General features: G+C 39.2%; 24 protein-coding genes. All 24 read left to right on the top strand.

Features of this window, described 5'->3' with window-relative positions:
• Positions 1–5: 5 nt before the first annotated feature.
• The 24 genes from smc (at position 6) to AC2HW8_RS03825 (ending at position 24,703) form a co-directional block, all read left to right on the top strand.
• On the top strand, positions 6–3,581 hold the full coding sequence (gene smc / locus AC2HW8_RS03940) for a chromosome segregation protein SMC (protein ID WP_484327180.1): 3,576 nt from the start codon (positions 6–8) through the stop codon (positions 3,579–3,581).
• A 19-nt stretch (positions 3,582–3,600) separates the two neighbouring features.
• Complete coding sequence (gene ftsY / locus AC2HW8_RS03935; protein WP_015523796.1) at positions 3,601–4,515, top strand: signal recognition particle-docking protein FtsY; 915 nt, start codon at positions 3,601–3,603, stop codon at positions 4,513–4,515.
• Between the two features lie 5 nt (positions 4,516–4,520).
• Positions 4,521–5,117, top strand: a complete 597-nt coding sequence (gene rdgB / locus AC2HW8_RS03930; protein ID WP_046431683.1) for an RdgB/HAM1 family non-canonical purine NTP pyrophosphatase — start codon at positions 4,521–4,523, stop codon at positions 5,115–5,117.
• Between the two features lie 18 nt (positions 5,118–5,135).
• Positions 5,136–5,438, top strand: coding sequence for a ribosome assembly RNA-binding protein YhbY (gene yhbY / locus AC2HW8_RS03925; protein WP_015523798.1), 303 nt, complete (start codon positions 5,136–5,138; stop codon positions 5,436–5,438).
• 2 nt (positions 5,439–5,440) lie between these two features.
• Entirely contained in the window at positions 5,441–6,043 is a 603-nt protein-coding gene (nadD, locus tag AC2HW8_RS03920; protein WP_484327179.1) for a nicotinate-nucleotide adenylyltransferase, read from the top strand.
• Positions 6,044–6,048: 5 nt separating this feature from the next.
• Positions 6,049–6,636 (top strand): bis(5'-nucleosyl)-tetraphosphatase (symmetrical) YqeK, encoded by a 588-nt coding sequence (gene yqeK / locus AC2HW8_RS03915; RefSeq protein ID WP_021883964.1) that lies wholly within the window; start codon positions 6,049–6,051, stop codon positions 6,634–6,636.
• A complete protein-coding gene (gene rsfS / locus AC2HW8_RS03910; RefSeq protein WP_021883963.1) occupies positions 6,633–6,986 on the top strand; it encodes a ribosome silencing factor in 354 nt (117 codons plus the stop codon). The genes yqeK and rsfS overlap by 4 nt, the downstream gene beginning before the upstream one ends.
• Before the next feature lie 17 nt (positions 6,987–7,003).
• Positions 7,004–9,415 (top strand): leucine--tRNA ligase, encoded by a 2,412-nt coding sequence (leuS, locus tag AC2HW8_RS03905; protein WP_117523882.1) that lies wholly within the window; start codon positions 7,004–7,006, stop codon positions 9,413–9,415.
• 130 nt (positions 9,416–9,545) lie between these two features.
• Positions 9,546–9,722 carry a 30S ribosomal protein S21 gene (rpsU, locus tag AC2HW8_RS03900; protein ID WP_015523801.1) on the top strand — a complete coding sequence of 59 codons (177 nt, stop codon included), beginning with the start codon at positions 9,546–9,548 and terminating at the stop codon, positions 9,720–9,722.
• A 72-nt stretch (positions 9,723–9,794) separates the two neighbouring features.
• A complete protein-coding gene (aroQ, locus tag AC2HW8_RS03895; RefSeq protein ID WP_117837384.1) occupies positions 9,795–10,226 on the top strand; it encodes a type II 3-dehydroquinate dehydratase in 432 nt (143 codons plus the stop codon).
• Positions 10,226–11,317, top strand: a complete 1,092-nt coding sequence (locus AC2HW8_RS03890; protein WP_484327178.1) for an aminopeptidase P family protein — start codon at positions 10,226–10,228, stop codon at positions 11,315–11,317. Before aroQ ends, AC2HW8_RS03890 begins: the two co-directional genes overlap by 1 nt.
• Before the next feature lie 104 nt (positions 11,318–11,421).
• On the top strand, positions 11,422–11,979 hold the full coding sequence (gene efp, locus AC2HW8_RS03885) for an elongation factor P (protein ID WP_015523803.1): 558 nt from the start codon (positions 11,422–11,424) through the stop codon (positions 11,977–11,979).
• A 20-nt stretch (positions 11,980–11,999) separates the two neighbouring features.
• Positions 12,000–12,488: a CD1247 N-terminal domain-containing protein gene (locus AC2HW8_RS03880; protein WP_117950782.1), complete on the top strand. Its 489-nt coding sequence runs from the start codon at positions 12,000–12,002 to the stop codon at positions 12,486–12,488.
• A 47-nt stretch (positions 12,489–12,535) separates the two neighbouring features.
• Positions 12,536–13,189 (top strand): sporulation protein YunB, encoded by a 654-nt coding sequence (gene yunB / locus AC2HW8_RS03875; protein ID WP_021883958.1) that lies wholly within the window; start codon positions 12,536–12,538, stop codon positions 13,187–13,189.
• A gap of 88 nt (positions 13,190–13,277) precedes the next feature.
• Positions 13,278–14,681: a tRNA (N6-isopentenyl adenosine(37)-C2)-methylthiotransferase MiaB gene (gene miaB / locus AC2HW8_RS03870; RefSeq protein ID WP_484327177.1), complete on the top strand. Its 1,404-nt coding sequence runs from the start codon at positions 13,278–13,280 to the stop codon at positions 14,679–14,681.
• A gap of 15 nt (positions 14,682–14,696) precedes the next feature.
• Entirely contained in the window at positions 14,697–15,104 is a 408-nt protein-coding gene (locus tag AC2HW8_RS03865; RefSeq protein ID WP_015523806.1) for a YlbF/YmcA family competence regulator, read from the top strand.
• 36 nt (positions 15,105–15,140) lie between these two features.
• Positions 15,141–17,738: a DNA mismatch repair protein MutS gene (mutS, locus tag AC2HW8_RS03860; protein WP_118101598.1), complete on the top strand. Its 2,598-nt coding sequence runs from the start codon at positions 15,141–15,143 to the stop codon at positions 17,736–17,738.
• Between the two features lie 18 nt (positions 17,739–17,756).
• Positions 17,757–19,874 (top strand): DNA mismatch repair endonuclease MutL, encoded by a 2,118-nt coding sequence (mutL, locus tag AC2HW8_RS03855; RefSeq protein ID WP_484327176.1) that lies wholly within the window; start codon positions 17,757–17,759, stop codon positions 19,872–19,874.
• A 4-nt stretch (positions 19,875–19,878) separates the two neighbouring features.
• On the top strand, positions 19,879–20,829 hold the full coding sequence (miaA, locus tag AC2HW8_RS03850) for a tRNA (adenosine(37)-N6)-dimethylallyltransferase MiaA (RefSeq protein ID WP_181980499.1): 951 nt from the start codon (positions 19,879–19,881) through the stop codon (positions 20,827–20,829).
• On the top strand, positions 20,822–22,105 hold the full coding sequence (locus AC2HW8_RS03845; RefSeq protein ID WP_303664965.1) for a biotin/lipoyl attachment domain-containing protein: 1,284 nt from the start codon (positions 20,822–20,824) through the stop codon (positions 22,103–22,105). Before miaA ends, AC2HW8_RS03845 begins: the two co-directional genes overlap by 8 nt.
• Entirely contained in the window at positions 22,083–22,796 is a 714-nt protein-coding gene (locus tag AC2HW8_RS03840) for a YggS family pyridoxal phosphate-dependent enzyme (RefSeq protein ID WP_015523810.1), read from the top strand. The genes AC2HW8_RS03845 and AC2HW8_RS03840 overlap by 23 nt, the downstream gene beginning before the upstream one ends.
• 18 nt (positions 22,797–22,814) lie before the next feature.
• Complete coding sequence (locus tag AC2HW8_RS03835) at positions 22,815–23,282, top strand: cell division protein SepF (protein ID WP_015523811.1); 468 nt, start codon at positions 22,815–22,817, stop codon at positions 23,280–23,282.
• Positions 23,248–24,015: a YlmH family RNA-binding protein gene (locus AC2HW8_RS03830; RefSeq protein ID WP_295239786.1), complete on the top strand. Its 768-nt coding sequence runs from the start codon at positions 23,248–23,250 to the stop codon at positions 24,013–24,015. The genes AC2HW8_RS03835 and AC2HW8_RS03830 overlap by 35 nt, the downstream gene beginning before the upstream one ends.
• 13 nt (positions 24,016–24,028) lie before the next feature.
• Positions 24,029–24,703: a DivIVA domain-containing protein gene (locus AC2HW8_RS03825; RefSeq protein ID WP_021883951.1), complete on the top strand. Its 675-nt coding sequence runs from the start codon at positions 24,029–24,031 to the stop codon at positions 24,701–24,703.
• Positions 24,704–24,738 lie beyond the last annotated feature (35 nt).

Below are 24,738 nucleotides of genomic sequence, written 5' to 3'. Positions count from 1 at the left end.
TGCTGATGCGATTAAAGTCTTTGGAAATTCAAGGTTTCAAGACCTTTCCCGATAAAACTAAATTATCTTTTGAACAGGGAATTACCTCGGTTGTCGGTCCTAACGGTTCAGGCAAAAGTAACATCAGTGACGCTATCCGCTGGGTTCTCGGTGAACAGTCCCCGAAGAGCCTTCGTTGTGCCAAAATGGAAGATGTTGTCTTTAACGGAACAGATAAGCGTAAAAGACAGGGCTATGCCGAAGTTACTCTGAATATTGACAACAAAGACCGTGCCCTTGATTTTAACGGTGATGACATAGCCGTTACAAGAAGATACTACAGAAGCGGTGAAAGCGAATATCTTATCAATAAAGCGGCTGTTCGTCTTAAAGACATCAACGAACTCTTTATGGACACAGGCCTCGGTCGTGACGGTTATTCAATGATCGGGCAGGGTAAGATTGACAGCATTGTTTCATCAAAAGGTGAGGACAGACGAGAGATTTTTGAAGAAGCTGCGGGTATTTCTCGCTACAGATACAGAAAAATTGACGCTGAGAGAAAGCTGAAAAGTACGGAGGACAACCTTTTAAGACTTCGTGATATTGTAACCGAACTTGAAGAAAGAGTCGGTCCTCTTGAAAAGCAGTCTGAAAAAGCTCAAAAATTTCTTGAATATTCCGAAGAAAAAAGAGGTCTTGAAATTGCACTCTGGCTTTTAACTCTTGACCGTTCACAAAATGAATTAAAGGTTCAGGATGAGAAAATTTCAATTGCAAAATCTCAATATGATGATGCAGAAACCGCACTTGAACAAATTCAGACCGAAAGTGAAGAAATTTACATAAGAAACGGTGAGTATTCTTCTAAAATAGAAAATATCAGAACCGAAATCACGGATATTGAATCGCAGATTTCAGAGAAGCGTTCTCTTGTGTCTGTTGCGGAGAATGATATTCTGCATAACAATGAAAATATTGACAGAATAAAAAATGATATTGCACAGTTTGATGTCAATGCGGATGAACTTATAAAAAGAATTGCCGATAAGGAAAAAGAAATTTCGGAACTTGACGCTGATATAATCGCAAAAAAGAAAATGTACAGTGAGCTTTCGGAACAGCTTAACGAAATTAATACGACTTCGGGTAAAAGCAGTGATGTTTTGCAGGAAATTACTGCCGAACTTTCTGTTCTTACTTCAAAGTCGGCTGATGCAAGAGTTACCGAGATGACTGCCGAAAGCACGGTTTCGGAACTTAATTCAAGAATAGAATCTTTAATTTCATCTAATGACGAAAAGAAAACGCAGTCTGAAGAACTTGCCGATATTTCAAAAGATTATGATAATAAAATCTGTGTTGCAGAAGAAAAAATTGAATCGCTGAAAAATACAATAGACGGTTTACAGCTTAAACTGTCTTCAAAAGAAAAGAAAAAAGACGAACTCCGTGAAGAAAGCAACAAACTTATGCTTGATGTCAAGGAGCATATGAGAAAAATTTCATTCCTTGAAAATCTTGAGCGTAATCTTGAGGGCTTTTCAAAGAGCGTAAAAACAGTTGTCAATGCTCAAAGTCACGGCAAGGTTCACGGAATATGCGGTCCTGTTTCACGAGTAATTTCAGTTCCGAAAGAATACGGAGTTGCAATTGAAACTGCTCTCGGTTCGGCTATGCAGAACATTGTAACCGAAACCGATGAGGATGCAAAGCGGGCAATTAGATATCTTAAATCCGTTGACGGCGGTCGTGCAACATTTCTTCCGCTTAACACAATCAAGCCGAGAGAACTCCGTGAAAACGGTCTTGAAGATTGCTACGGATTTGTAGGGGTTGCCGCAAATCTTTGTTCATGCGATAATAAATACAACGGAATCCTCTATTCCTTACTCGGCAAAATTGTGATTGCAGAGGATTTGAACTGTGCAACAACAATTGCTAAGAAATATTCTTACAGATTTAAAATTGTAACTCTTGACGGTCAGGTTGTTAATGCCGGCGGTTCACTCACAGGCGGTTCGCTTAACAGAAACACAGGACTTCTCAGCAGAGCAAATGAGATTGAAACACTTAAAAAGCAGACTGCAGTCCTTGAACAGAAATCAAAAGATGCCGAAAACAGAAGTATTGAAATTTCTCGTGAATATTCGGCGCTTGAGGCTCAGCTTCTCGGTTCAAGAGCAGATCTTTCAAATCTTCGACAAGAGCTTGTAAGACTCGAGGCTGAAAAGAGAGCTTGTGACAATGAACTTGCCAATGCAGGTGCTTCTGTTGAAAATTCAATGAATGAAATTACAAATTGTCGTCGGAGAATTGAAACTCTTGAAAAAGATAAAAATTCCGCAAAGCAGCTCCTTGTTGAACTCAATAAGAAAATCCTTGCTGCCGAAGAAAAGGTAAATGAACTTACGGGCAGCAGAGCAGAGCTTACAAAAAAGCGTGAAGAAATTTCTTTGCAGTTACAGAATCTTCGACTTGAAATTGTTTCTTCGCAAAAGGATATCGACGCTCTTAATTCGGATATTGTTTTTGCAAAATCAACAGGCAATGAAAACCTTGAAAGAAAAGTTGAACTAAATCAAGAGATTGAAAGAATCAAAAGTGTTATTCTTGAAAAGACAGAGCTTATAAATTCTACAAATGCAGAAATTGAAAAGTTGATTGCCAATCAGAATGAACGCTCAAAAGCTATTGAAAAAATCAATGCTGACAGAGAACAGCTTGAAAAACGCAGTGCCGAAATCAGAGCGATTGAGCGTGATAAAACATCAGAGCGTGATACCTCGGGCAGAGAGCTCGCCAGACTTGAAGAGAGAAAAATCAACATTCAGAAGCAGTATGATGATATTATCTCAAAGCTTTGGGAAGAATACGAACTGACAAGACGAGAGGCAGAAGATTGTGCTGTTGAAATTGATGACTCAAAACAGGCGCAGAGGCGACTTAACGAGCTTAAACAAAAAATCAGGTCTTTGGGAAATGTAAATGTATCCGCTATTGAAGAGTACAAAGAAGTTTCCGAAAGATATGAATTTATGAGCGCACAGGTAAATGATGTCGAAAAGTCAAAGAAAGAGATTGAAAAGCTTATTACTGACCTCACAAAGCAGATGAAAGAAGTGTTTGTGGAGAGCTTTGACCAAATTAACAAGAACTTTACCTACACCTTCAAAGAACTTTTCGGCGGCGGTACAGCGTCACTTTCGCTTGCGGATCCGGAAAATATTCTGACAAGCGGAATTGATATTCTTGTTCATCCGCCGGGTAAGATTGTTATAAATCTTGAGGCGTTGTCAGGCGGTGAAAAAGCGCTTGTTGCAATTGCACTTTATTTTGCTATAATGAAAGTAAGACCTGCTCCGTTCTGCGTAATGGACGAGATAGAGGCGGCTCTTGATGATGTAAATGTTTATCGTTTTGCCGCATATCTTCGCAGAATGACAGATAATACACAGTTTATTCTCATTACGCATCGCCGTGGTACAATGGAAGAAGCCGATGTGCTTTACGGTGTTACAATGCAGGATGAGGGCATTTCAAAATTACTCGAACTTCGTTCAACTGAAGTTGCGGAAAAACTCGGTATAGATTCAAAGTAATTATAAGGACAGTGATAATATGGGATTTTTCAAAAAGATTAAAGAGGGACTGAAAAAAACTCGTGATGCGGTTGTAGGTCAGATTGACTCAATGCTCAAATCTTTTACAAAAATTGACGATGAGCTTTTTGAAGAACTTGAAGAATTGCTCGTTATGGGCGATGTAGGTGTTCCGACAGCCGAAAAGATTTGTAAAGAACTCAGGGAAAGAGTAAAAAAGGAAGGTATAAAAGATCCGTCTGAAATTACTTCGCTTCTCAAAGAAATTATTGCCGATATGCTCAGAGGCGGTGAAGAACTTGATCTTGCAACATCTCCGTCAATTATTCTTGTAATCGGAGTGAACGGTGTAGGAAAAACAACTACAATCGGTAAGCTTGCAAATGCACTTTCAAAAGAGGGTAAAAAAGTTATTCTTGCCGCAGCCGATACATTCAGAGCTGCCGCAATTGAACAGCTTGAAATCTGGGCAGACAGAAGCAAGTGCGAAATTATTAAGCAGAAAGAAGGCAGTGATCCTGCTGCTGTAATTTATGATGCAATTTCAGCCGCAAAGGCAAGACATGCAGATGTAATAATCTGTGATACTGCGGGCAGACTTCATAACAAAAAGCACCTTATGGATGAGCTTGCAAAAATCAACCGTGTAATTGACCGTGAGCTTCCGGATGCGTCAAAAGAAAAGCTTCTTGTTCTTGATGCGACAACAGGTCAGAATGCGGTTAATCAGGCTGAGCAGTTCAGACAGGCAACCGGAATTACGGGCATTGTTCTTACAAAGCTTGACGGCACTGCAAAAGGCGGTGTGGTTCTTGCAATTAAGGACGGTCTTGGAATCCCTGTTAAATATATCGGTGTAGGCGAGCAAATTGACGATTTACAGCCGTTTAATCCGGATGCTTTTGCAGACGCACTTTTCAGCATTAAGGAATGATGAATATGAAGTTTATAATTGCGAGCAATAATAAAAAGAAACTTGTCGAACTTGAAAGAATACTTAATCCTCTCGGAATCAATGCGGTTACTCCGAAAGAAGAGGGAATAACTCTTGATGATGTAGAGGAGAACGGAACTACTTTTGCCGAAAACGCTTTTCTCAAAGCTAATGCGGCTTATTTAAAAACGGGACTTCCGGCTGTTGCCGATGATTCGGGTTTGTGTGTTGACGCTCTTGACGGCAGACCCGGCGTTTACACGGCTCGCTATGGCGGTGAAGGCTTGACAGATGAAGAAAGATACATTAAACTTCTTGATGAGATGAAAAATGTCGATGATGACAAGCGTTCTGCTCACTTCACTTCTTCAATCTGTTGCATTCTTCCCGACGGTTCAAAGATAACAGCCGAAGGTATTTGTGAAGGTAAAATTGGTTATGAGCCAATAGGCAAAGACGGATTTGGCTATGATCCGATTTTTATGTTTGGCGACAAGAGTTTTGCAGAGCTTTCAGCCGAAGAAAAGGATGCCGTAAGTCATCGAGGAAAGGCTTTGACAGAACTTAAAGCTAAACTTGAAAACTATTTCAAAAACAACTGATTTGAAAGGAATTAATATATGTTGAACAGCAAACAGAGAGCATTTCTCAGAGGACTTGCAAATCGTATTGATACAATTCTTATTGTTGGTAAGGGTGAAATTACGGATAATATCATCAAACAGGCAGACGATGCTCTTACGGCAAGAGAAATTATAAAAGGTAAGGTTCTTGAAAACAGTGCATATTCATCAAGAGAAGCTGCCGAAGCTATCGCAGAAAAATGTTCTGCGGATGTTGTTCAGGTAATCGGTTCAAAATTTGTACTTTACAGAAGAAATGATGATGAGCCTGTTATCGAGCTTCCAAAGGCAAAGAAGTAATTATGAAAACAGGTATTTTCGGCGGAACTTTTAATCCTGTTCACAAAGGACACATAATGCTTGCCGAGTATTGTATGGACAGCGTTGGACTTGATCGTATTATTATGATACCTACGGCTGTTCCGCCGCACAAAATAAGCAAGAATCTTGCAAACGAAAACGATCGCCTTAATATGTGTGAACTTGCGTGCAAGGGAAAGAAAAACTTTTCTGTGTCCGATATCGAAATTAAAAGACAGGGAAAAAGCTACACCTACGAAACTGTTACACAGCTAAAAGAAATTTATCCTGATGATCACTTATATACAATAATGGGTGCGGATATGTTTCTGACTTTGGATAGGTGGAAAAATCCCAAAATTATATTTGAAAAATCGTCAATAATAACAATTCCCCGTGATGATGAAAATAAGTCTGAACTTGAAAAATTCTACAAGAATGTTCTGAAACCTATGGGAGCAGATGCAGTTATTCTGCCAAATCCCGTAATAAGCGTATCGTCAACATTCATAAGGGATAACCTTGATGAATTTGATTTGATAAGCGGTATGCTTGATAAAAGTGTTTACGATTATATTATAAAAAATAATTTATATCGGAAGTGAGTGCTTTGAATATCTCTGATTACAAAAAAATAATCCGTGAAAGAATGGGCGATTACAGATTTAGTCACAGTGTAAATGTTGCGAAAGAGGCTAAAAAGCTTGCAAAACATTATGGCGCTGATGAAAATAAGGCTGAGATTGCCGGTATTTTGCATGATATAACCAAAGAAATGCCAAAGGAACAGCAGTTGCAAATTATTATCGACAGTGGTATAATTTTAGACAATGTTCAACTTCATGCACCAAAGCTTTGGCACGGAATGAGCGGAAGCATTGTTGTCCGTGATGAGCTTGGCATTGACGATGAAGATATACTCAACGCAATAAGGTATCACACAACAGGACGAGCGGGAATGAGTCTTTTGGAAAAAGTTATTTTTACCGCTGATTTTACTTCCGAGGAGCGTACATACAGCGGTGTGGCAACAATGAGAAAGAAATCTAAAAAGAGCCTTGAGGAGGCTATGCTTTACGGCTATCAGTTTACATTCAAGGATCTTTCTAAAAGACAGCTTGCGATTCATCCCGATGAAGTTGCCTGCTATAATGAAATTGTTCTGCAAATATCCCAAACGAAAGGAAAAAACAAATGAGTTCTTACGATGAAGCAATACTTGCAGCAAAAGCCCTGAGTTCAAAAAAGGGACTTGATATTCAGATTATAAAAATTGCCGATGTTTCTGTTCTTGCCGATTATATGGTAATTGCAACAGGTACAAGCTCAACCCATGTCAAGGCGCTTGCCGATGAGGTTGAATACAAGCTTGATCAGGCAGGAATTTCGGTAAGTCATATAGAAGGTTACAGATCAAATTCATGGATTCTTCTTGACTACATTGATGTTATTGTCAATGTGTTTGATGATGAGGCCCGTGATTTTTATGACCTTGAAAGACTTTGGCAGGACGGCGAAAGCGTTGACCTGACAGGTATCGTTGATTAATTGCAGGAGGGGTTACTTTGAAATACAATCATAAAGCCGTAGAAGAGAAATGGCAAAAAATCTGGGAAGATAAGGGTGTGTTCCATGCAAGTGATGACACAGAAAAAGAAAAGTTTTATGCTCTTATCGAGTTCCCGTATCCGTCGGGACAGGGCCTTCATGTAGGTCATCCCCGTCCGTACACAGCACTTGATACAGTTGCAAGAAAACGCAGACTTGAGGGTTACAATGTTCTTTATCCTATCGGTTGGGATGCTTTCGGTCTTCCTACCGAGAACTATGCAATCAAGAATCACATTCACCCTGAAATTGTAACAAAGAAGAATATTGCCCGTTTTAAAAAGCAGATTCAGTCACTCGGCATTTCTTTTGACTGGAGCAGAGAAATCAATACAACAGATCCCGAATACTACAAGTGGACACAGTGGATTTTCATTCAGCTCTATAAGCACGGTCTTGCTTATAAAAAAGAGATGAATGTAAACTGGTGTACTTCGTGCAAATGCGTTCTTGCAAACGAAGAAGTTGTAAACGGCGTTTGCGAGCGTTGCGGAAGTGAAGTCGTTCACAAGGTTAAGTCACAGTGGATGCTTAAAATTACAGAATATGCAGACAGACTTATCAATGACCTTGACCTTGTAAATTATCCTGACAGAGTAAAAGCACAGCAGAAGAACTGGATCGGCAGAAGTAAGGGTGCGGAGGTTGATTTTACAACTACAACAGGCGACACACTTACAATTTATACAACTCGTGCCGATACACTTTACGGTGCTACATACATGGTAATTTCTCCTGAACACCCAATGATTGAAAAGTGGGCCGACAAGATTTCTAATATGGACGAAATTAAGAAATATCAGGAGGCTGCCGCTCGTAAGTCTGACTTTGAAAGAACAGAGGTAGCTAAAGAAAAGACAGGCGTCAGAATTGACGGTGTTAACGCTATAAACCCTGTAAACAATAAGGAAATCCCGATTTTTATTTCTGACTATGTTCTTGTATCATACGGTACAGGTGCTATTATGGCTGTTCCTGCTCACGATACCCGTGACTGGGAATTTGCAAAAAAATTCGACCTTCCTATTATTGAAGTTGTTAAAGGCGGCAATGTTCAGGAAGAGGCTTACACAGATTGTGCCAAGGGTATTATGGTTAACTCGGGCATGCTTGACGGCCTTACTGTTGATGAAGCAAAGAAGAAAATTATTGACTGGCTCACAAGTGAGGGTAAGGGTCATTCAAAGGTTAACTACAAACTCCGTGACTGGGTATTCTCCCGTCAGCGTTATTGGGGCGAGCCTATTCCGATGGTATATTGTGAGAAGTGCGGCTATGTTCCGATTGATGAAAAAGACCTTCCGCTCAGACTGCCTATGGTTGAGTCATATGAACCGACTGATAACGGAGAATCACCGCTTGCCAAGATGACAGACTGGATTAACACAACCTGTCCTTGCTGCGGCGGTAAGGCTAAGAGAGAAACCGATACAATGCCTCAGTGGGCAGGTTCATCATGGTACTATCTCAGATATATGGATCCGCACAATAAAAATGCCATTGCATCAAAAGAGGCTCTTAACTACTGGTCACCTGTTGATTGGTACAACGGCGGTATGGAGCATACAACTCTCCACCTTCTTTACAGCCGTTTCTGGCATAAGTTCCTCTATGATATCGGTGTTGTTCCTACTCCGGAACCATACGCTAAGCGTACTTCACACGGTATGATTCTCGGTGAAAACGGCGAGAAGATGAGTAAATCAAGAGGCAATGTCGTAAATCCCGATGAAATCGTTGACGAATACGGTGCAGATACAATGCGTTTATATGAAATGTTCATTGGTGACTTTGAAAAGGCTGCTCCGTGGAGTAAGGCAAGCATCAGAGGCTGTCGCAGATTCGTTGAGCGTTACTGGAATCTTCAGAGTGTTCTCATTGACGGTGATAAAATCCGACCTGAGCTTGAAAGTGCATTTAACAAGGCAATTAAAAAGGTTGGCGAGGATATTGAAAATATAAAGTTCAATACTGCTATCGCAACTCTTATGGCTTTAATCAACGATATTTCAAATGTAAAGTCAATTAATAAGGAAGAACTCAGAATTTTCTCAATTCTCCTTAATCCGTTTGCTCCTCATGTTACGGAAGAAGTTTACGAGGCTTGTAAGCTTGGTAACGGTATTCTTGCCGAAGCCGAGTGGCCTGAATATGACGAGTCAAAATGCGTTGACGAAAGTGTAGAAATTGTTGTTCAGGTAAACGGCAAAATTAAAGCTAAGCTTAACATTCCTGTTGATGCAGACAAGGATGCTGTTCTTGATCTTGCAAAGAATGATGAGAATGTCAAAAAGGCTATTGACGGAATGAAAATTATTAAAGAAATTGTTGTTCCGAAGAAACTTGTAAACCTTGTTGTTAAGCCATAATTCAACTTTTAAAATTAATTTAACCTAAATTTCTACAATGCTATTGACATTATTCGAGTTATAATGTATAATAACATTTGCAATTATATGCAAATTACCCATGCCCGGTGGCAGATGGGAGGGAAGATAGATGGCAGAGATTAGACTTAAAGAGAATGAATCCCTTGAAAGTGCTTTAAGAAGATTCAAAAAGCAGTGTGCCAGAGCTGGCGTTATTGCTGAGGTTCGCAAAAGAGAAGCTTATGAAAAGCCCTCTGTAAAGCGTAAGAAAAAATCCGAAGCAGCTCGCAAACGCAAATACAGGTAATCAAACAGGCGGACAGAGCATTCTGTCCGCTTTTTGTTTTATCTTCATATTTCTTTGAAAAAAGGTGACACTATGAAAAAGATTCTTGTTATACTCGGACCTAACCTCAATATGGTAGGCGTCCGTGAAAAGGGAATATACGGAGAAGAAACTGCCTCCGATATTGAAAAGCAGATTATTTCATATGCAGAAAGTAGCGGCTTTTCTGCCGAAGTTTTTCAGTCAAATCACGAGGGAGATCTTATCGATAAAATTCATTCGGCAAAGGGTAACTTTGACGGTGTTGTAATTAACGCAGGCGCTCTCACACATTACAGCTATGCTTTAAGAGATGCCATTGCTTGTGTAAAGATTCCTTTTGTAGAGGTTCATATGTCTAATATTCACGCAAGAGAAGAGTTCAGACATACATCTGTAATCGCACCTGTTTGTGTCGGTCAGATTGCAGGTTTCGGCAAAAACAGTTACTTTCTCGCAATCAATGCATTAAAGGACTTGATGTAATGCAAAACTTTTTATTTGAGCAAAGACTTGAAAATTTAAAGACTGTTCTTGACAGTAACAGTCAGGCTGTTTTGTTGACTAATGAGAAGAATATCGGCTATTTTTGCGGATTCTTTCACAGCGAAGGTTATTTGCTTGTGACTGAAAATGAAACTGTCCTTTTTGTTGATTTCAGATATTATGAGGCTGCTTTAAAAAAATCAAGAGGATGCAGGGTTGTTTGCTTTACTAAGTTGTTTAAAGACCTTATAAGCGAATTGAAGAACAAGTCTGTTGTGAATGTATTTTTTGAGGCATCCGATATTACGGTTGAAAAATATAATAGTTTTAAAAAGGCTTTTTCGGAAAATAATATTGAGTGCGTTTGTGACGGCAGTCTTGATCATAAGATCGAAGAAATCAGATGTATCAAGGATGAATCAGAAATTAAAAAAATAGCTAAAGCACAGGAGATAACCGAAAAGTCATATCTTGAAGTGTTGAATTACCTAAAACCCGGTGTCAGTGAACGCAGGGTTGCACTTGAGCTTGAACATCTAATAAAGCTTAACGGCGGTGAAGGTGTTTCATTTGATCTCATCACGATTACAGGCAAAAAGACTTCATTGCCTCACGGAGTTCCGTCAGATGATATTGTCAGTGAGGGAGATTTCTTTACTTTTGATATCGGCTCAATTTTTGACGGCTATCATAGCGATACTACGCGTACGGTAGCAATCAAGTCGGCTGATGAAGAAATGAAAAAGGTTTATGACATCGTATTAAAAGCTCAGCTTGCTGTACTTGACAGCGTAAAACCCGGAGCAAAATGTTCTGATGTCGATAAAATTGCAAGAGATATAATCTCGGAAAACGGTTACGGAAAATATTTCGGTCATGCAACCGGTCACGGTGTAGGACTTGATATCCACGAATCTCCCGTTGTATCTCCGAGAAGTGAAACAATGCTGAAAAAAGGTATGATAATAACCGATGAACCGGGAATATATCTGCCGGGTAAATTCGGTGTTCGCATTGAAGATATGCTTTGCGTGACTGATACAGGGTACAAAAACTTTGTTTCACTCCCCAAAGAACTCATTATTGTGTAATAAAAGTCTTGCATTTTTTGTCATTGTTATGTATAATGTAAATTGTTATATTACGGCATACATTACCGTATTTCCGTATGAAAGATAATTAGGAGGTATTACTAATGATATCAGCAGGTGATTTCAGAAACGGCGTTACATTTGAAATGGACGGTCAGGTTGTATCAATCATTGAATTCCAGCATGTAAAGCCCGGTAAGGGTGCTGCATTTGTAAGAACTAAAATCAGAAATGTTATTACAGGCGCAGTAGTTGAAAAAACTTTCAACCCGAACGATAAGTATCCCACAGCTTTCATTGACAGAAAGGATATGGAATACAGCTATTCAGACGGCGATCTTTACTACTTCATGGATACAGAAACATGGGAGCAGATTCCGATTAACAAGAGCGTTCTCGGCGACAACTTTAAGTTTGTTAAGGAAAATATGGTGTGCAAGGTTCTTTCTTACAAGGGCAATGTATTCGGTATTGAGCCTCCGAACTTTGTTGAACTTAAGGTTACAAAGACAGATCCCGGCTTTAAGGGTGACACAGCAACCAACGCTACAAAGCCTGCAACTCTTGAAACAGGTGCTGAAATTAAAGTTCCTCTCTTTATTGATGAGGGCGAAGTTATTCAGATCGACACAAGAACAGGCGAATATATGGGCAGAGCATAATTTCTGCGGGAGAATCAGTTATGAATCTTACTGAAAAAATTTCTTACATTCGCGGCCTTTGCGACGGTTTGGAGCTTGATGAGTCAAAACCTGAAGTAAAGGTTCTTAATGCAATCGTTGATCTTCTTGATGATATGGCTTTTGAAGTATCTGACATGGAAGAACTTTACGATGAGTTAAGCGCTCAGGTTGACGAAATTGATCAGGATCTTGCTGATGTTGAGTCTGATGTTTACGATGACGAGGACTATGACATTGAAGATTATGACGATGAAGATGACGATTACGATTTTGATGATGAAGAGAATCCTTTTTATGAGGTAACTTGTGATTCATGCGGTCAGAAGCTTAATGTTTCCGAAGATGTCCTTCTTGAAGGCGAAATCGAGTGTCCTAACTGCGGTGAGAACCTTGAGTTTGATTTTTCAGAGCTTTTCAGCAATGAGGAAGATGACGAGTGTGATGCCGATTGTGCATCATGCGGCGGTTGTTCGGACGCAGAAGAATAATTAACAAAACAAACACCCTTCGTATAGTATATACGAGGGGTGTTTTTATGTTGTACAGAAAAAGGTGTAAAAGAAAATTTGTTCTTTTAAAGAAAATACTTCTTTCTGTGGTTTTACTGATTATCGGTGTTACTGTTTTCTGCGAGGTGCATTTGTCAGATTTCAGACCGGAGTACATAAGAATTCAGGCTGAAATATTGTCTGTAAATTCTGTCTGCGATGCAGTGAATAATACACTTGACAAGCTTAATTATTCTTACAGTGATATTGCAAAGATTAATTGTGATAAAAACGGAAATGTGCAGTCCATCGAAACGGATTCATTCAAAATCAACAGAATTAAAGCCGACATCACGAAAGCCGTACAAAAGGAAATAGCTAAGGTATATGACAATGAAATTGAAATACCTCTCGGTTCATTTACGAATATTTCAATACTCTCAAATGTCGGACCTTGCATTCCCGTAAATTTCAATCTTACAGGAAGCTTTTCCTCGGAAGTTATAAGTACATTTGAACAAGCGGGAATAAATCAGACAATCCACCATATAAAGCTTTTGCTCACCTCAAAAATAATGACAACCTCGCTTGATTATTCAGGCAAAATAACATTTACTACCGATTTTGAAATTGCACAATCCGTAATAGTGGGTAATATACCGTCCGGATACGGTTCTCTGTTTCAAACTTATAAGAAGTAAATTTTGAAAAACCTGTGAAAAACATTGAAAAACCGTATATCTTGTGTTATAATCTAACAGTTAATACAATGGGTTAGGAGGCATTTCTTTGCCTGACAGTCAGAAAATTTCCGAAAAACAATCGGAGTATATGAATTTAATAGCTGAAATTATGGATATCCGCAAAAGAGGAGAGAAGCCTGTTGCGTATATCAGAACATACGGCTGCCAGCAGAATGTGGCTGATAGTGAAAAAATTAAGGGTATGCTTGAACAGTCGGGATTTGAGTTTGCAGATGAACCGGACAATGCGGATTTCATACTTTTCAATACCTGTGCCGTAAGAGAACATGCTGAGGACAGAGTGTTCGGCAATGTAGGTGCATTAAAAAATCTAAAGCGAAAGCATCCGCAGATTCTTATTGCTTTGTGCGGTTGTATGATGGAGCAGGAGCATGTTGCCAATAAAATTTACAAGAGCTTTCCTTTTGTAGGACTTGTGTTTGGTACTCATTCATTGCACCATTTTCCTGAGCTTATGTATAACGCTCTTCTTGACGGCAAAAGAGTGTTTGAAAGAGGTAATGACGATAATCAGCTTTATGAGGGATTTCCTGTTAAGCGTGACGGCACTTTCAAGGGTTGGTTACCGATTATGTACGGTTGCAACAACTTCTGTACATATTGCATTGTGCCTTATGTAAGAGGCAGAGAACGCAGTCGTGAAAAGAATATTATTGTTTCTGAGGCTAAAAATATGATTGAGTCGGGTTATAAAGACATTACCCTTCTCGGTCAGAATGTAAATTCCTACGGAAAAGGTCTTTCCGAGAAAGTAAACTTTTCACAGCTTTTGCGTGAGGTTGATTCAATTGACGGAGATTATTGGCTTCGCTTTATGACATCTCACCCTAAGGATTGTTCAAAGGAACTTATTGACACAATTGCATCGGGTACTCATATAAGCAAGCATCTTCATCTTCCGTTCCAATGCGGTTCGGACAGAGTGCTTAAAGCAATGAACCGTCACTATGACCGCAGAAAGTATCTTGAAATAATCAATTATGCTAAAGAGAAAATTGACGGTCTTTCACTTACAAGTGATATCATTGTAGGTTTTCCGGGTGAAACATATGAAGATTTCAAAGAAACTTTATCGCTTATCCGTGAGGTTGAGTTTACATCACTCTTTACCTTCATTTTCTCACCGAGAGTGGGTACTCCTGCGGCTAAAATGGACGATCCGATTTCCGCTGAAGAAAAATCAAAATGGTTCCGTGAACTTCTTGATGTTCAGGAAGAAATTGCGGCAAAGCGTTGTTCTTCAATGGTTGGCAAAACCGAAAAGGTACTTATTGAAGGTGAAAACGATAAGAACGGTGAATTGTGCGGTCGTACAAGCGGTAACATAATAGTTGAGCTTGAAGGATCAAAGGACTGTATCGGAACATTCAGAAATGTAAAAATAACAAAGGCTCGCAACTGGATATTAAAGGGTGAGCTTGTAAAATAATCGGAGGTTAAAACTATGGATATCATTGAGAAAGCAAGAGAACTCGGAAGACTCATTCAGGAAGAAGACTCATATAAAAAATTGCAGGACGCTCAGAAGAATGCAGATGCAGATATGGAGCTTCAGCGTCTTATCGGTGAATTCAATCTTAAAAGAATGTCAATAAACAATGAAGCATCAAAAAAAGAGAGAGATCAGGAAAAGCTTTCTAAGCTTAATACCGAGATGAGAGAGGCATATTCTCAGATTATGTCAAACGAGAATATGATTGCCTACAATGATGCAAAGGCTGCTTTTGATGTTGTTGCAAACAGAGTTCTCGCAATTGTTCAGCAGTCTGCTGAGGGTGCAGATCCCGAAACTGCTGATTACAGCCAGTCATCATGCTCAGGCAGCTGTGCTACATGCGGCGGTTGCGGCTGATAAACGGTTCTAAATTTTGTTAAGGAAGTGAAACAAATGGCGGAGTTATCTCCAATGATGCAACAGTATTTCAAAATTAAAGAAGAAAACAAAGACAGCATTTTGTTCTTCCGACTTGGAGATTTCTACGAAATGTTTTACGATGATGCAAAGCTTGCATCAAAGGAACTTGAACTTACTCTTACAGGAAGGGATTGCGGACAGGCCGAGCGTGCTCCCATGTGCGGAGTTCCGTTTCACAGCTGTGAGGGTTACATTGCAAGACTTGTTGCAAAGGGCTATAAGGTTGCAATTTGCGAACAGACGGAAGATCCTGCAAAGGCAAAAGGTCTTGTAAAGCGTGATATTATTCGAGTAATTACTCCCGGTACCGTAATGGAATCGAGTATGCTTGATGAGAGCAAAAACAACTACATTTGCTGTATGTATTCTAAAAATAAAACTATAGGACTTTGTTTTTGCGATATTTCCACAGGAGAATTATACGCTACGGAAATCAGGGGTCATGACAGCTATAATGTCCTTACCAATCAGCTTACAAGCTATAATCCCCGTGAAATTCTTATTGGCGGTGACATTGTAAAGCTGAAAGAGCTGCCGAAGTTCATTAAAGCGAAACTTTCGGCGGGAGTTGAAATGCTCGAAGATGAAAAATTTGACGAGTCGGTATGTACTGATGTTGTAAAATCACAGTTTGCGGATGAATACAGTACCGTATCTGACAAATCTGTTGTTGTATGCGTTCTCGGTGCGTTGCTTTCATATCTTCGTGATACTCAGAAAACGGGACTTGAAAGAATAAATCACATTGAGTTCTACAAAGAAAATCAATATATGAGCCTTGATTACAATACACAGCGTAATCTTGAGCTCACACAAACAATGCTGACAAAGGATAAAAAAGGTTCACTTTTGTGGGTGCTTGACAAGACAAAAACCGCAATGGGCAAACGCCTTATGCGTTCATGGCTTGAACATCCTTTACTCAATATAACTTCAATCAACAACCGTCAGAGTGCAATTGAAGAGCTTGTAAACGATAATATGCTCCGTATGGATGTTACAGACACACTCTCGGGTATATTTGACATTGAAAGACTTATGACAAGAATCGTTTACGGTTCTGCAAATGCAAGAGATTTGCGTTCACTCTGCGGAGCAATTCAGAATCTTCCGCAGATTTCGGATTTGCTCGTTGATTGTAAATCGGTTTATCTTAAATATATTTATAAAAGTATTGATAAGCTTGAGGACATTCATTCTCTTATTGATTCTGCAATCGTTGAAGAACCTCCGTTTACAGTCCGTGAGGGCGGTATGATTAAGAGAGGTTATAACGAAGAACTTGATTCCGTGACAGGTGATATGAATGACTCAAAGGGAATTCTTGCCCGTATTGAGGCTGAACAGCGTGATATAACGGGAATTCCTAAGCTTAAAGTCGGTTATAACAGGGTATTCGGATATTATATTGAAGTATCAAATTCGTATAAATCCATGGTACCCGAAACATACATAAGAAAGCAGACACTCACCAATTGTGAAAGATATATTACTCAGGATTTGAAAGATGTAGAGGGCAGAATCCTCGGTGCAAAAGACAGATCGGTTGCACTTGAATACAACCTCTTTGATGATGTCAGAAAGACGGTTTCGGATAATCTTGAAAGAATTCAGAAAACCGCAAAAGCCATTGCTAATCTTGATGTTATTACATCACTTGCAAATGTTGCGGCTGACAACAGATACATAAGACCTGATGTAAACCTTTCAACCGCTATAAGAATTAAAGATTCGAGACATCCGGTTGTTGAGGCTCTATTAAAGGATGCACCGTTTGTTCCGAATGATGTCAGCCTTGATTCTGCCAATGACAGAGTAGCAATTATTACAGGTCCCAATATGGCGGGTAAGTCAACCTATATGCGACAGATTGCCATTATTGTTCTTATGGCGCAGATAGGCAGTTTTGTTCCGGCGTCTTCTGCCGAAATCGGAATTGTAGACAGCATCTTTACTCGTGTAGGTGCGTCTGATGATCTTGCATCCGGACAGTCAACCTTTATGGTTGAGATGAGCGAGGTTGCCAATATTATTAAAAATGCAACTTCAAAAAGCTTACTTATTCTTGACGAAATCGGCAGAGGTACTTCGACCTTTGACGGTATGAGCATCGCAAGGGCTGTACTTGAATTTTGTGCCGACAGAAAAAAACTCGGTGCAAAAACACTTTTTGCAACTCATTATCACGAACTCACGGTTATGGAACAACTCCTTGACGGTGTAAAAAACTATAACATAGCAGTTAAAAAGCGTGGCGATGACATTACTTTTCTGCGAAGAATTATTCCCGGCGGAGCAGATGACAGCTACGGTATTGAGGTTGCAAAGCTTGCAGGCATTCCGCAGTCTGTAATTTCAAGAGCAAAGGAAATTTTAAAAGACCTTGAACACGGTAAATATAAAAAAGAGAATGCCAATATTCAAAAGCAGGATAATTCAGACGATATGCAGCTTTCACTTATCGGTTCGGCTGAAAGTCCCGTGATTGAAAAGCTGAAAGATACAGATATAAATACTCTTACTCCGATTGAAGCAATGAACTTGCTTTACGAACTCAAGGGTATGATTTAATATTAGGAGGTGACACAAATGGGTGTAATCAATGTACTTGATAAGCATGTTGCAGAACTTATCGCTGCGGGTGAGGTTGTTGAAAGACCGGCATCGGTTATAAAGGAGCTTGTAGAAAATTCAATTGACGCAGGCGCAAAAAATATCACCGTTGAGATAAAAAACGGCGGTACAACATTCATGCGTGTTGCCGATGACGGTTGCGGTATTTACCGTGACGATATCAAAGTTGCGTTTTTAAGACACGCAACCAGTAAAGTTAAGGTCGAATCTGACCTGGACAGTATTTCTACACTTGGATTCAGAGGAGAGGCTCTTGCGTCAATTTGTGCAGTGTCACGACTTCAACTTATTACGAGGAATGTAAACGAGGAAATCGGAACTTCATATGAAATTGACGGCGGTGAAGAACAGAGCTTTGATGATGCAGGTTGTCCTGTCGGCACAACATTTGTTATCAGAGATTTGTTCTACAACATTCCTGCCCGTGCAAAATTTTTGAAAAAAGATGTTTCGGAGGGTAACGCAGTTTCAAATATAATCGACAAAACTGCTTTGTCACATCCCGAAATTGCATTTACATACATTAAAGACGGAAAGCAGGTTCTTCGTACATTCGGCGACGGAAAACTTATTTCTGCAATATATTCGGTTTTTGGAAAAGATTTTGCGAAAGGACTTATTCCTGTTGATTATCAGCTTGATGCAATAAAGGTTTACGGCTATATTTCAAAGCCCGAACACTCAAGACCAAATCGTAATATGCAGAATTTTTTCATCAACGGGAGGTACATCAAAACCAGAACGGCTATGGTTGCACTTGAGGAGGCTTTTAAGGGCTCAATTATGGTCGGAAAATTTCCGTCGTGTGTCCTTAATATCGAATTGCCGTGTGAAATTATTGATGTCAATGTTCATCCTTCAAAGCTTGAGGTTAGATTTATAAATGAAAGACCTGTTTTTGATGCGATTTATCATGCGGTAAAATCTTCACTTATGAAGTATGACAGCCGTAAAAAAGCATCATTTAAAAAGGAAACGGCTTTTAATGAGGTGCAAAATAAATTTAATCCGTTTAACAATGCACCTGCCATTCTGAATAAGCCTGTTGTGCAAAGTTCTAAAAATGATTTTGTACAAAAACAGTATGCCAAACCGATACCTGACAATCCCAAAACAGAGGTTACAAAACCTGTTGCTACATCCGGAAAATCCGATGATTTTAATCCGTTTTCGGATGTCGCATTTAATGATAATAAGAAGATTGGCGAGGCAGCTATTCGTTCTGTTACAAAGTCCATTGATGATACAAAAGTTGCGGATATATCCAATCCGTTTGATATTTTCAGCAAACAGGCGATAAATAAGGCAAAAGAGGAAGAAAAGTTAAAATCAACTTTCAAGCCTGAAATTGTTCAGCCAACTTCGCTTGTCGAAGATGAAAAAAACAATACAGAAAGTATTACCGATAAAGATCTGATTGTAAGCCCTAAAGAGGTTAATGTAATTGTTTCGGAAGAATCTATTGAGAAATCAAAAGAGCCTGTTCTTGTAAACGATAATCAGACGAGCATCAAATATATCGGAGAGGCTTTCGATACATATATCATAGCAGAAAAAAACAATAAAGATATTCTTTTGATAGACAAACATGCCGCCCATGAGAGAATTATTTATGAAAAACTCAAAGCCGAAAAGGCTGCTGATTACAGGCAGATTTTACTTGCTCCTGTTACAGTCACTCTCGGAAAAATCGAGTATGATGCGGCAATTAATAATCTTGATATGTTTTCCGATTGCGGCTTTGAAGTTGAAGATTTCGGTAACAGTACGGTTATTGTAAGAAGTTCTCCGCAGTATATTCCGGCTGTTGAAATTGAAGATTGCATTACCGAGATGTCGGGCTACATTTCTCAGGGTAAAACCGATATCTTTACCGAAAAAATGGATTGGTTTTACAGCAATGTTGCTTGCCGTTCAGCTATAAAGGCAGGCAATAAAAGTACGCCTGAGGAGCTTATAGGGATTGTAAAACACCTTGAAGAACATCCTGAAATAAAGTATTGTCCCCACGGCAGACCGATTTGCATTGTTCTTACAAAGGGTGAAATTGAAAAACAATTTGGCAGGGTGTGATTTTTTGGGAAAATCTATTAATACGGTTTCAATTGTCGGTCCTACCGCATCAGGCAAAACAAAACTTTCGGTTGAACTTGCAAAGCATTTTAACGGTGAAATCGTATCTGCCGATTCCATGCAGATATACAAGGGAATGCAGATTGCAACAGCCAAACCTACCAAAGAAGAGATGGACGGAATTCCTCATTATATGATGGACTTTCTTCCGCCTGATAAAACCTATTCGGTTGCGTCATATGTAACTGATGCTTCAAAATGTATAGCAGATATCCATTCAAGAGGCAAATTACCGTTTATCGTCGGCGGAACAGGTCTTTATGTTGATTCACTTCTGAACAATGTTTCTTTCAGTGATGATAAACGGGATGAAGAATATTGTTTAGAACTTCGCAAGATTGCCGAAGAACATGGAACAGACAGGTTGCTTGAAATGCTTGCAAAATTCGATCCGGAATCGGCTGAAAGACTTCGTGAAAGCAGAAATCTTAAAAGAATAATCCGTGCCATTGAATTTTACAAAACAACAGGAAAAACTATCACACAACAAATTGAAGAATCACATAAAATTCCGTCTCCGTATATAACTGTAAAAATCGGTCTTAATTGCCGTGACAGACAGGTGCTTTATGACAGAATAAACAAGCGTGTAGATATTATGCTTGAAGAAGGTTTGCTTGAGGAGGCTAAACGGGTTATTAATTCCGACCTGAGCTATACATCAATAAAGGCGATAGGATACAAGGAATTGATTCCTTATTTTAAAGAAAATAAAAACCTGAATGATTGTGTTGAAAAATTGAAAATGGAAACCCGCAGATATGCAAAAAGACAAATTACTTGGTTTAAGCGGGATTCGGAGATTAATTGGATTTATATTGATGAATATAATTCATTTGAAGAAATATACAGTTATGCAAAGGCTGTAATCGAAAGAGGCTTACTTTATGGATAAATTGCTTTTCAGACGAATTTTGATGATTGCGTTATCAGTTCTTGCAGTTGTTTATGCCGCCTATCTTCTGATAAGTACAAATTTTAAAATGTATCCGACTGAAAATGCTGTTCAAACAACAGTCACGGATAAAATTTATTCAAACGGATTTATTATCCGTGATGAAAATATGATTCAGAATAATACTTCAGGTGTGCTTTCATATACAGTGCATGACGGTGACGAGGTAAAAGCCGGCGGTGAAATTGCAAAATCATATGCAAATGATGATGACGCAGCTTCACAGTCAAAAATCAGCGCATTACAGGAACAGCTTTCCGATTTGCAGACACTTCAAAAAACAAGCACGGCCGGCAACATAGGTATTGATACTATCAACAACAATATAAATAATAATATCATTTCACAAATTCGCAGTATCAATGACGGCGATTTGGCAAATATTGATAATGTCACAAATAATCTGCTTTATTCAATAAACCAAAGACAGATTTACACAGGCAAAGCCACTAACTTTAATGACAGAATTTCAGAACTCCAGGCTGAAATAGCCACTCTTGAAGGCAAAACAGGGAAATCAACAGGTAATATTACGACTGAAAAATCAGGTTGTTTTCTCTCGCATTGTGACGGATATGAAAATGCACTTGATTACAATAATCTTGATCGTCTGACGCTTTCTGACCTTGATAATGTAAAGCAGACAAAAGTGTCCGACAATATTGCAGGCAAGGTTGTAACCGGATTGAAATGGTATGTTGCCTGTAAGGTTACGGCTGATGAGGCAACAAGACTTTCTTTGTGGGACGGTTCCGCTACGGTGCTGTTCTCTGACGCATCGTCTGAAAGCATTCCTGCCACTATCAAGAGGATTTATCAGGAATCAAAAGACAGCGACGCCCTTCTTATTCTTGAGTGTGACTATATGAATTCCGACCTTGCTCAGGCAAGACAGGAACCGATTGAAATAGGTCTTGGTTCATACACTGGCTTGAGAATCAGCAAAAAGGCTATTCATGATGACTATGTAACAAAGACAACCTATGATGACAATGACAATAAACATACCGAACAGGTTAAGGTTCAGGGTGTATATGTGCTTCACGGAAGTGAAGTGAGATTCAAACAGATATCTATTCTGTATGCCGACGATGATTATGTTATTTGCGATCCGGAGCCGGACAGCAAAGACCTTGTTGACGGCACAACAGTTGAGTTATATGATCAGGTAATTCTTGAAGGAGATGATTTGTATGACGGAAAAGTTGTTAACTGACGTTGAATACAATTACAAATTTATTGATGAGCGAATAGCCGAGGCTGCCGAAAAGTCCGGAAGAAAGCGTGAGGATATTACATTTCTTGCTGCAACAAAAATGGTTGAACCTGAGGTTATTAACCACGCAATTTCACTCGGACTTGACCACATAGGTGAAAACAAGGTTCAGGAGCTTTTGTCAAAGTATGATAAGTATAACCTTGACAACTGTTCTCTTCAGTTTATCGGTCACTTGCAGACAAACAAGGTAAGACAGATTATCGATAAGGTTGATCTTATCCAGTCTGTCGATTCAATAAAGCTTGCATCGGAAATTTCTAAACAGGCTTTAAAAATCAATAAAAACTGTGATGTTCTTGTTGAGGTAAATATCGGCAGAGAAGAAAACAAGTCAGGCGTTATGCCCGAACAGCTTGAAGAATTACTTTGTCAGATTGCCGAATTGGACGGTATTTCAGTTAAAGGTCTTATGGCAATACCTCCGATTTGTGAATCTTCACAGAAAATTTCTGAATTTTTCAATAAAATGCATAATATATTTATTGACATCTCGCAAAAAAAATTAGATAATATAGATATGAATATTCTTTCAATGGGTATGTCTGCCGATTATTACGAAGCCGTACTTGCAGGTGCAAATATGGTCAGAGTTGGTTCGGCATTATTCGGCGCAAGGAATTATACATAATTTTAGGAGGATTATATAATGGCTGGTTTTGTAGATAAGTTTAAACGCATGTGGGACGCCCCCGATGATGAGTATGAGTACGATGAATATGGTTATGCTGACGAAGGTGCAGAAGAAGACTATAAAGAAGAACCTGTAAGAAACACTAAAAAAGAAAGAGATCTCGGCGGCGGAAACAAGGTCGTAAACATTAATGCTACCACCAATCTTCAGGTTGGTTTATTCAAGCCTGAGCGTTTCGGCGAAGAAACCCGCACAATTGCCGATGAGCTTATGAAGGCTCACACAGTAGTTCTTAATCTTGAAGATACAAATAAAGATATGGCAAGAAGAATCCTTGATTTCCTCAGCGGTGTTGCGTATGCAAACCGTGGTAAAATCAAGCGTGTCGCTACAAATACATATATCATTATTCCGAGCAATGTTGACCTGACAGGCGACGATTTGCTTGATGAGCTTGAGAACAACGGTGTTTACTTCGGATGATGACAAACAGCTGATTGCTCGGCTTAATAACGGTATTGACCTTTGTCTGACAAGACAGAAACCGTATTTTATGCCTTTTATGAGCGAAAGGAAACAAGCTCTTCTTGTTTCCGAACTTAAAAAAGCATATTTCGACAACTACCTTTTCTTTGGCGGGTATGATGATTCCGAGAGAAAAATGCTTGGCTTGTTTTTTGACGAACCGAGTACGAGTATGTTCCCGATATGCGGCATTGAATTTTCATTCAGAAAATGCGACCGACTCACTCATCGTGATTTCCTCGGTTCTTTGATGTCGCTCGGAATAGAGCGTGAAACTGTCGGGGATATTCTTGTTGAGGACGGACGGGCTGTTGTATTTGTAAAAGCGGAATTGTCCGATTATGTCAAGTCGCAGATTTCAAAAGTCAGCAGAGTAGGCGTTAAGGTTGATGATGCTGATTTGTCAAAGCTTCCGCAGGGAAGAGGAGTAGAAGAAAAAACATTTATAGTTTCTTCTTTACGACTTGATAATATTGTTGCCGCTGTATGTAAACTGTCACGAGAAAAAACAAAAACTGTCATTATGTCGGACAGCGTATGTGTTAATTTTGAAGAAACTAAAAATGTCAGTTTTAACCTAAAGGAAAATGATGTTTTTACAATTCGCGGAAAAGGCAAATTCGTTTTAAAAGGTATACTTGGAACTACAGGAAAAGGTCGAATGAGAATTTCGGTTATACATTATAAATAAGGAGTGCAGATAAATGCTTACAATTGATGAAATTAAAAATATAAGCTTCAGAAAAGCCACTCTTAACGGTGGTTACAGAGCTGAAGATGTTGACTCGTTTATTGATGAAGTCATTGTTTCTTTTGAACAATTGAAGAAAGAAAAAACTAACCTTGTTCATAAGATTGATGTTCTTGCAACAAGAGTTGAACAATACAGAGCAGATGAAGAAACAGTAAGAAATGCTTTGCTTGCTTCGCAGAAGGTTGCTGATGCCTGCATAAGAGAAGCAAAGGAAAAGGCTGCAAAGATTGTTCGTGATGCTGAAACAAAGGCTCAGACTCTCCTTGTTGACGCAAACAATATGACTGCTGCCGAGAAAGAGCATTATTTACAGCTTCAGTCAGATGCGGCTAATCTCAGAAATGAACTTATTTCACTTTACAGTAAGCATATTAAGTCAATTGATGATCTTCCTTCAACCTCCGATGTTGAGGCTTCAAAAGCTGAACTTGACGAAAAGTATCCTACAGAGGAAGTGACAGCTCCTGCACAGCCTCAGGTTGAAGATGATGTTAAGATTGCAGTACCTTCGGAAATGAAAGCTGAGCCTATTGCTGAAACTGAAGAAGTATCTGCTCATCCTAAAAGACAGAGCAAGTTCAGTCATCTCAAGTTCGGTGATAACTATGATGTAACTGCCGACTGATTTTTATTTAGATTTTAGATATTGGAGAGAATATA

The sequence above is a fragment of the Ruminococcoides sp. genome, from assembly GCF_057037865.1.
The sequence above is the reverse complement of the archived record's forward strand: the minus strand, read 5'-3'. Positions and strand labels throughout refer to the sequence as shown.

Bases quoted from the DNA above. Each gene is read 5' to 3' on its own strand.
- smc (WP_484327180.1), top strand. From the start codon at position 6: ATGCGATTAAAGTCTTTGGAAATTCAAGGTTTCAAGACCTTTCCCGAT.
- ftsY (WP_015523796.1), top strand. From the start codon at position 3,601: ATGGGATTTTTCAAAAAGATTAAAGAGGGACTGAAAAAAACTCGTGAT.
- rdgB (WP_046431683.1), top strand. From the start codon at position 4,521: ATGAAGTTTATAATTGCGAGCAATAATAAAAAGAAACTTGTCGAACTT.
- yhbY (WP_015523798.1), top strand. From the start codon at position 5,136: ATGTTGAACAGCAAACAGAGAGCATTTCTCAGAGGACTTGCAAATCGT.
- nadD (WP_484327179.1), top strand. From the start codon at position 5,441: ATGAAAACAGGTATTTTCGGCGGAACTTTTAATCCTGTTCACAAAGGA.
- rsfS (WP_021883963.1), top strand. From the start codon at position 6,633: ATGAGTTCTTACGATGAAGCAATACTTGCAGCAAAAGCCCTGAGTTCA.
- rpsU (WP_015523801.1), top strand. From the start codon at position 9,546: ATGGCAGAGATTAGACTTAAAGAGAATGAATCCCTTGAAAGTGCTTTA.
- aroQ (WP_117837384.1), top strand. From the start codon at position 9,795: ATGAAAAAGATTCTTGTTATACTCGGACCTAACCTCAATATGGTAGGC.
- AC2HW8_RS03890 (WP_484327178.1), top strand. From the start codon at position 10,226: ATGCAAAACTTTTTATTTGAGCAAAGACTTGAAAATTTAAAGACTGTT.
- efp (WP_015523803.1), top strand. From the start codon at position 11,422: ATGATATCAGCAGGTGATTTCAGAAACGGCGTTACATTTGAAATGGAC.
- AC2HW8_RS03880 (WP_117950782.1), top strand. From the start codon at position 12,000: ATGAATCTTACTGAAAAAATTTCTTACATTCGCGGCCTTTGCGACGGT.
- yunB (WP_021883958.1), top strand. From the start codon at position 12,536: ATGTTGTACAGAAAAAGGTGTAAAAGAAAATTTGTTCTTTTAAAGAAA.
- AC2HW8_RS03865 (WP_015523806.1), top strand. From the start codon at position 14,697: ATGGATATCATTGAGAAAGCAAGAGAACTCGGAAGACTCATTCAGGAA.
- mutS (WP_118101598.1), top strand. From the start codon at position 15,141: ATGGCGGAGTTATCTCCAATGATGCAACAGTATTTCAAAATTAAAGAA.
- mutL (WP_484327176.1), top strand. From the start codon at position 17,757: ATGGGTGTAATCAATGTACTTGATAAGCATGTTGCAGAACTTATCGCT.
- AC2HW8_RS03845 (WP_303664965.1), top strand. From the start codon at position 20,822: ATGGATAAATTGCTTTTCAGACGAATTTTGATGATTGCGTTATCAGTT.
- AC2HW8_RS03840 (WP_015523810.1), top strand. From the start codon at position 22,083: ATGACGGAAAAGTTGTTAACTGACGTTGAATACAATTACAAATTTATT.
- AC2HW8_RS03835 (WP_015523811.1), top strand. From the start codon at position 22,815: ATGGCTGGTTTTGTAGATAAGTTTAAACGCATGTGGGACGCCCCCGAT.
- AC2HW8_RS03830 (WP_295239786.1), top strand. From the start codon at position 23,248: ATGAGCTTGAGAACAACGGTGTTTACTTCGGATGATGACAAACAGCTG.
- AC2HW8_RS03825 (WP_021883951.1), top strand. From the start codon at position 24,029: ATGCTTACAATTGATGAAATTAAAAATATAAGCTTCAGAAAAGCCACT.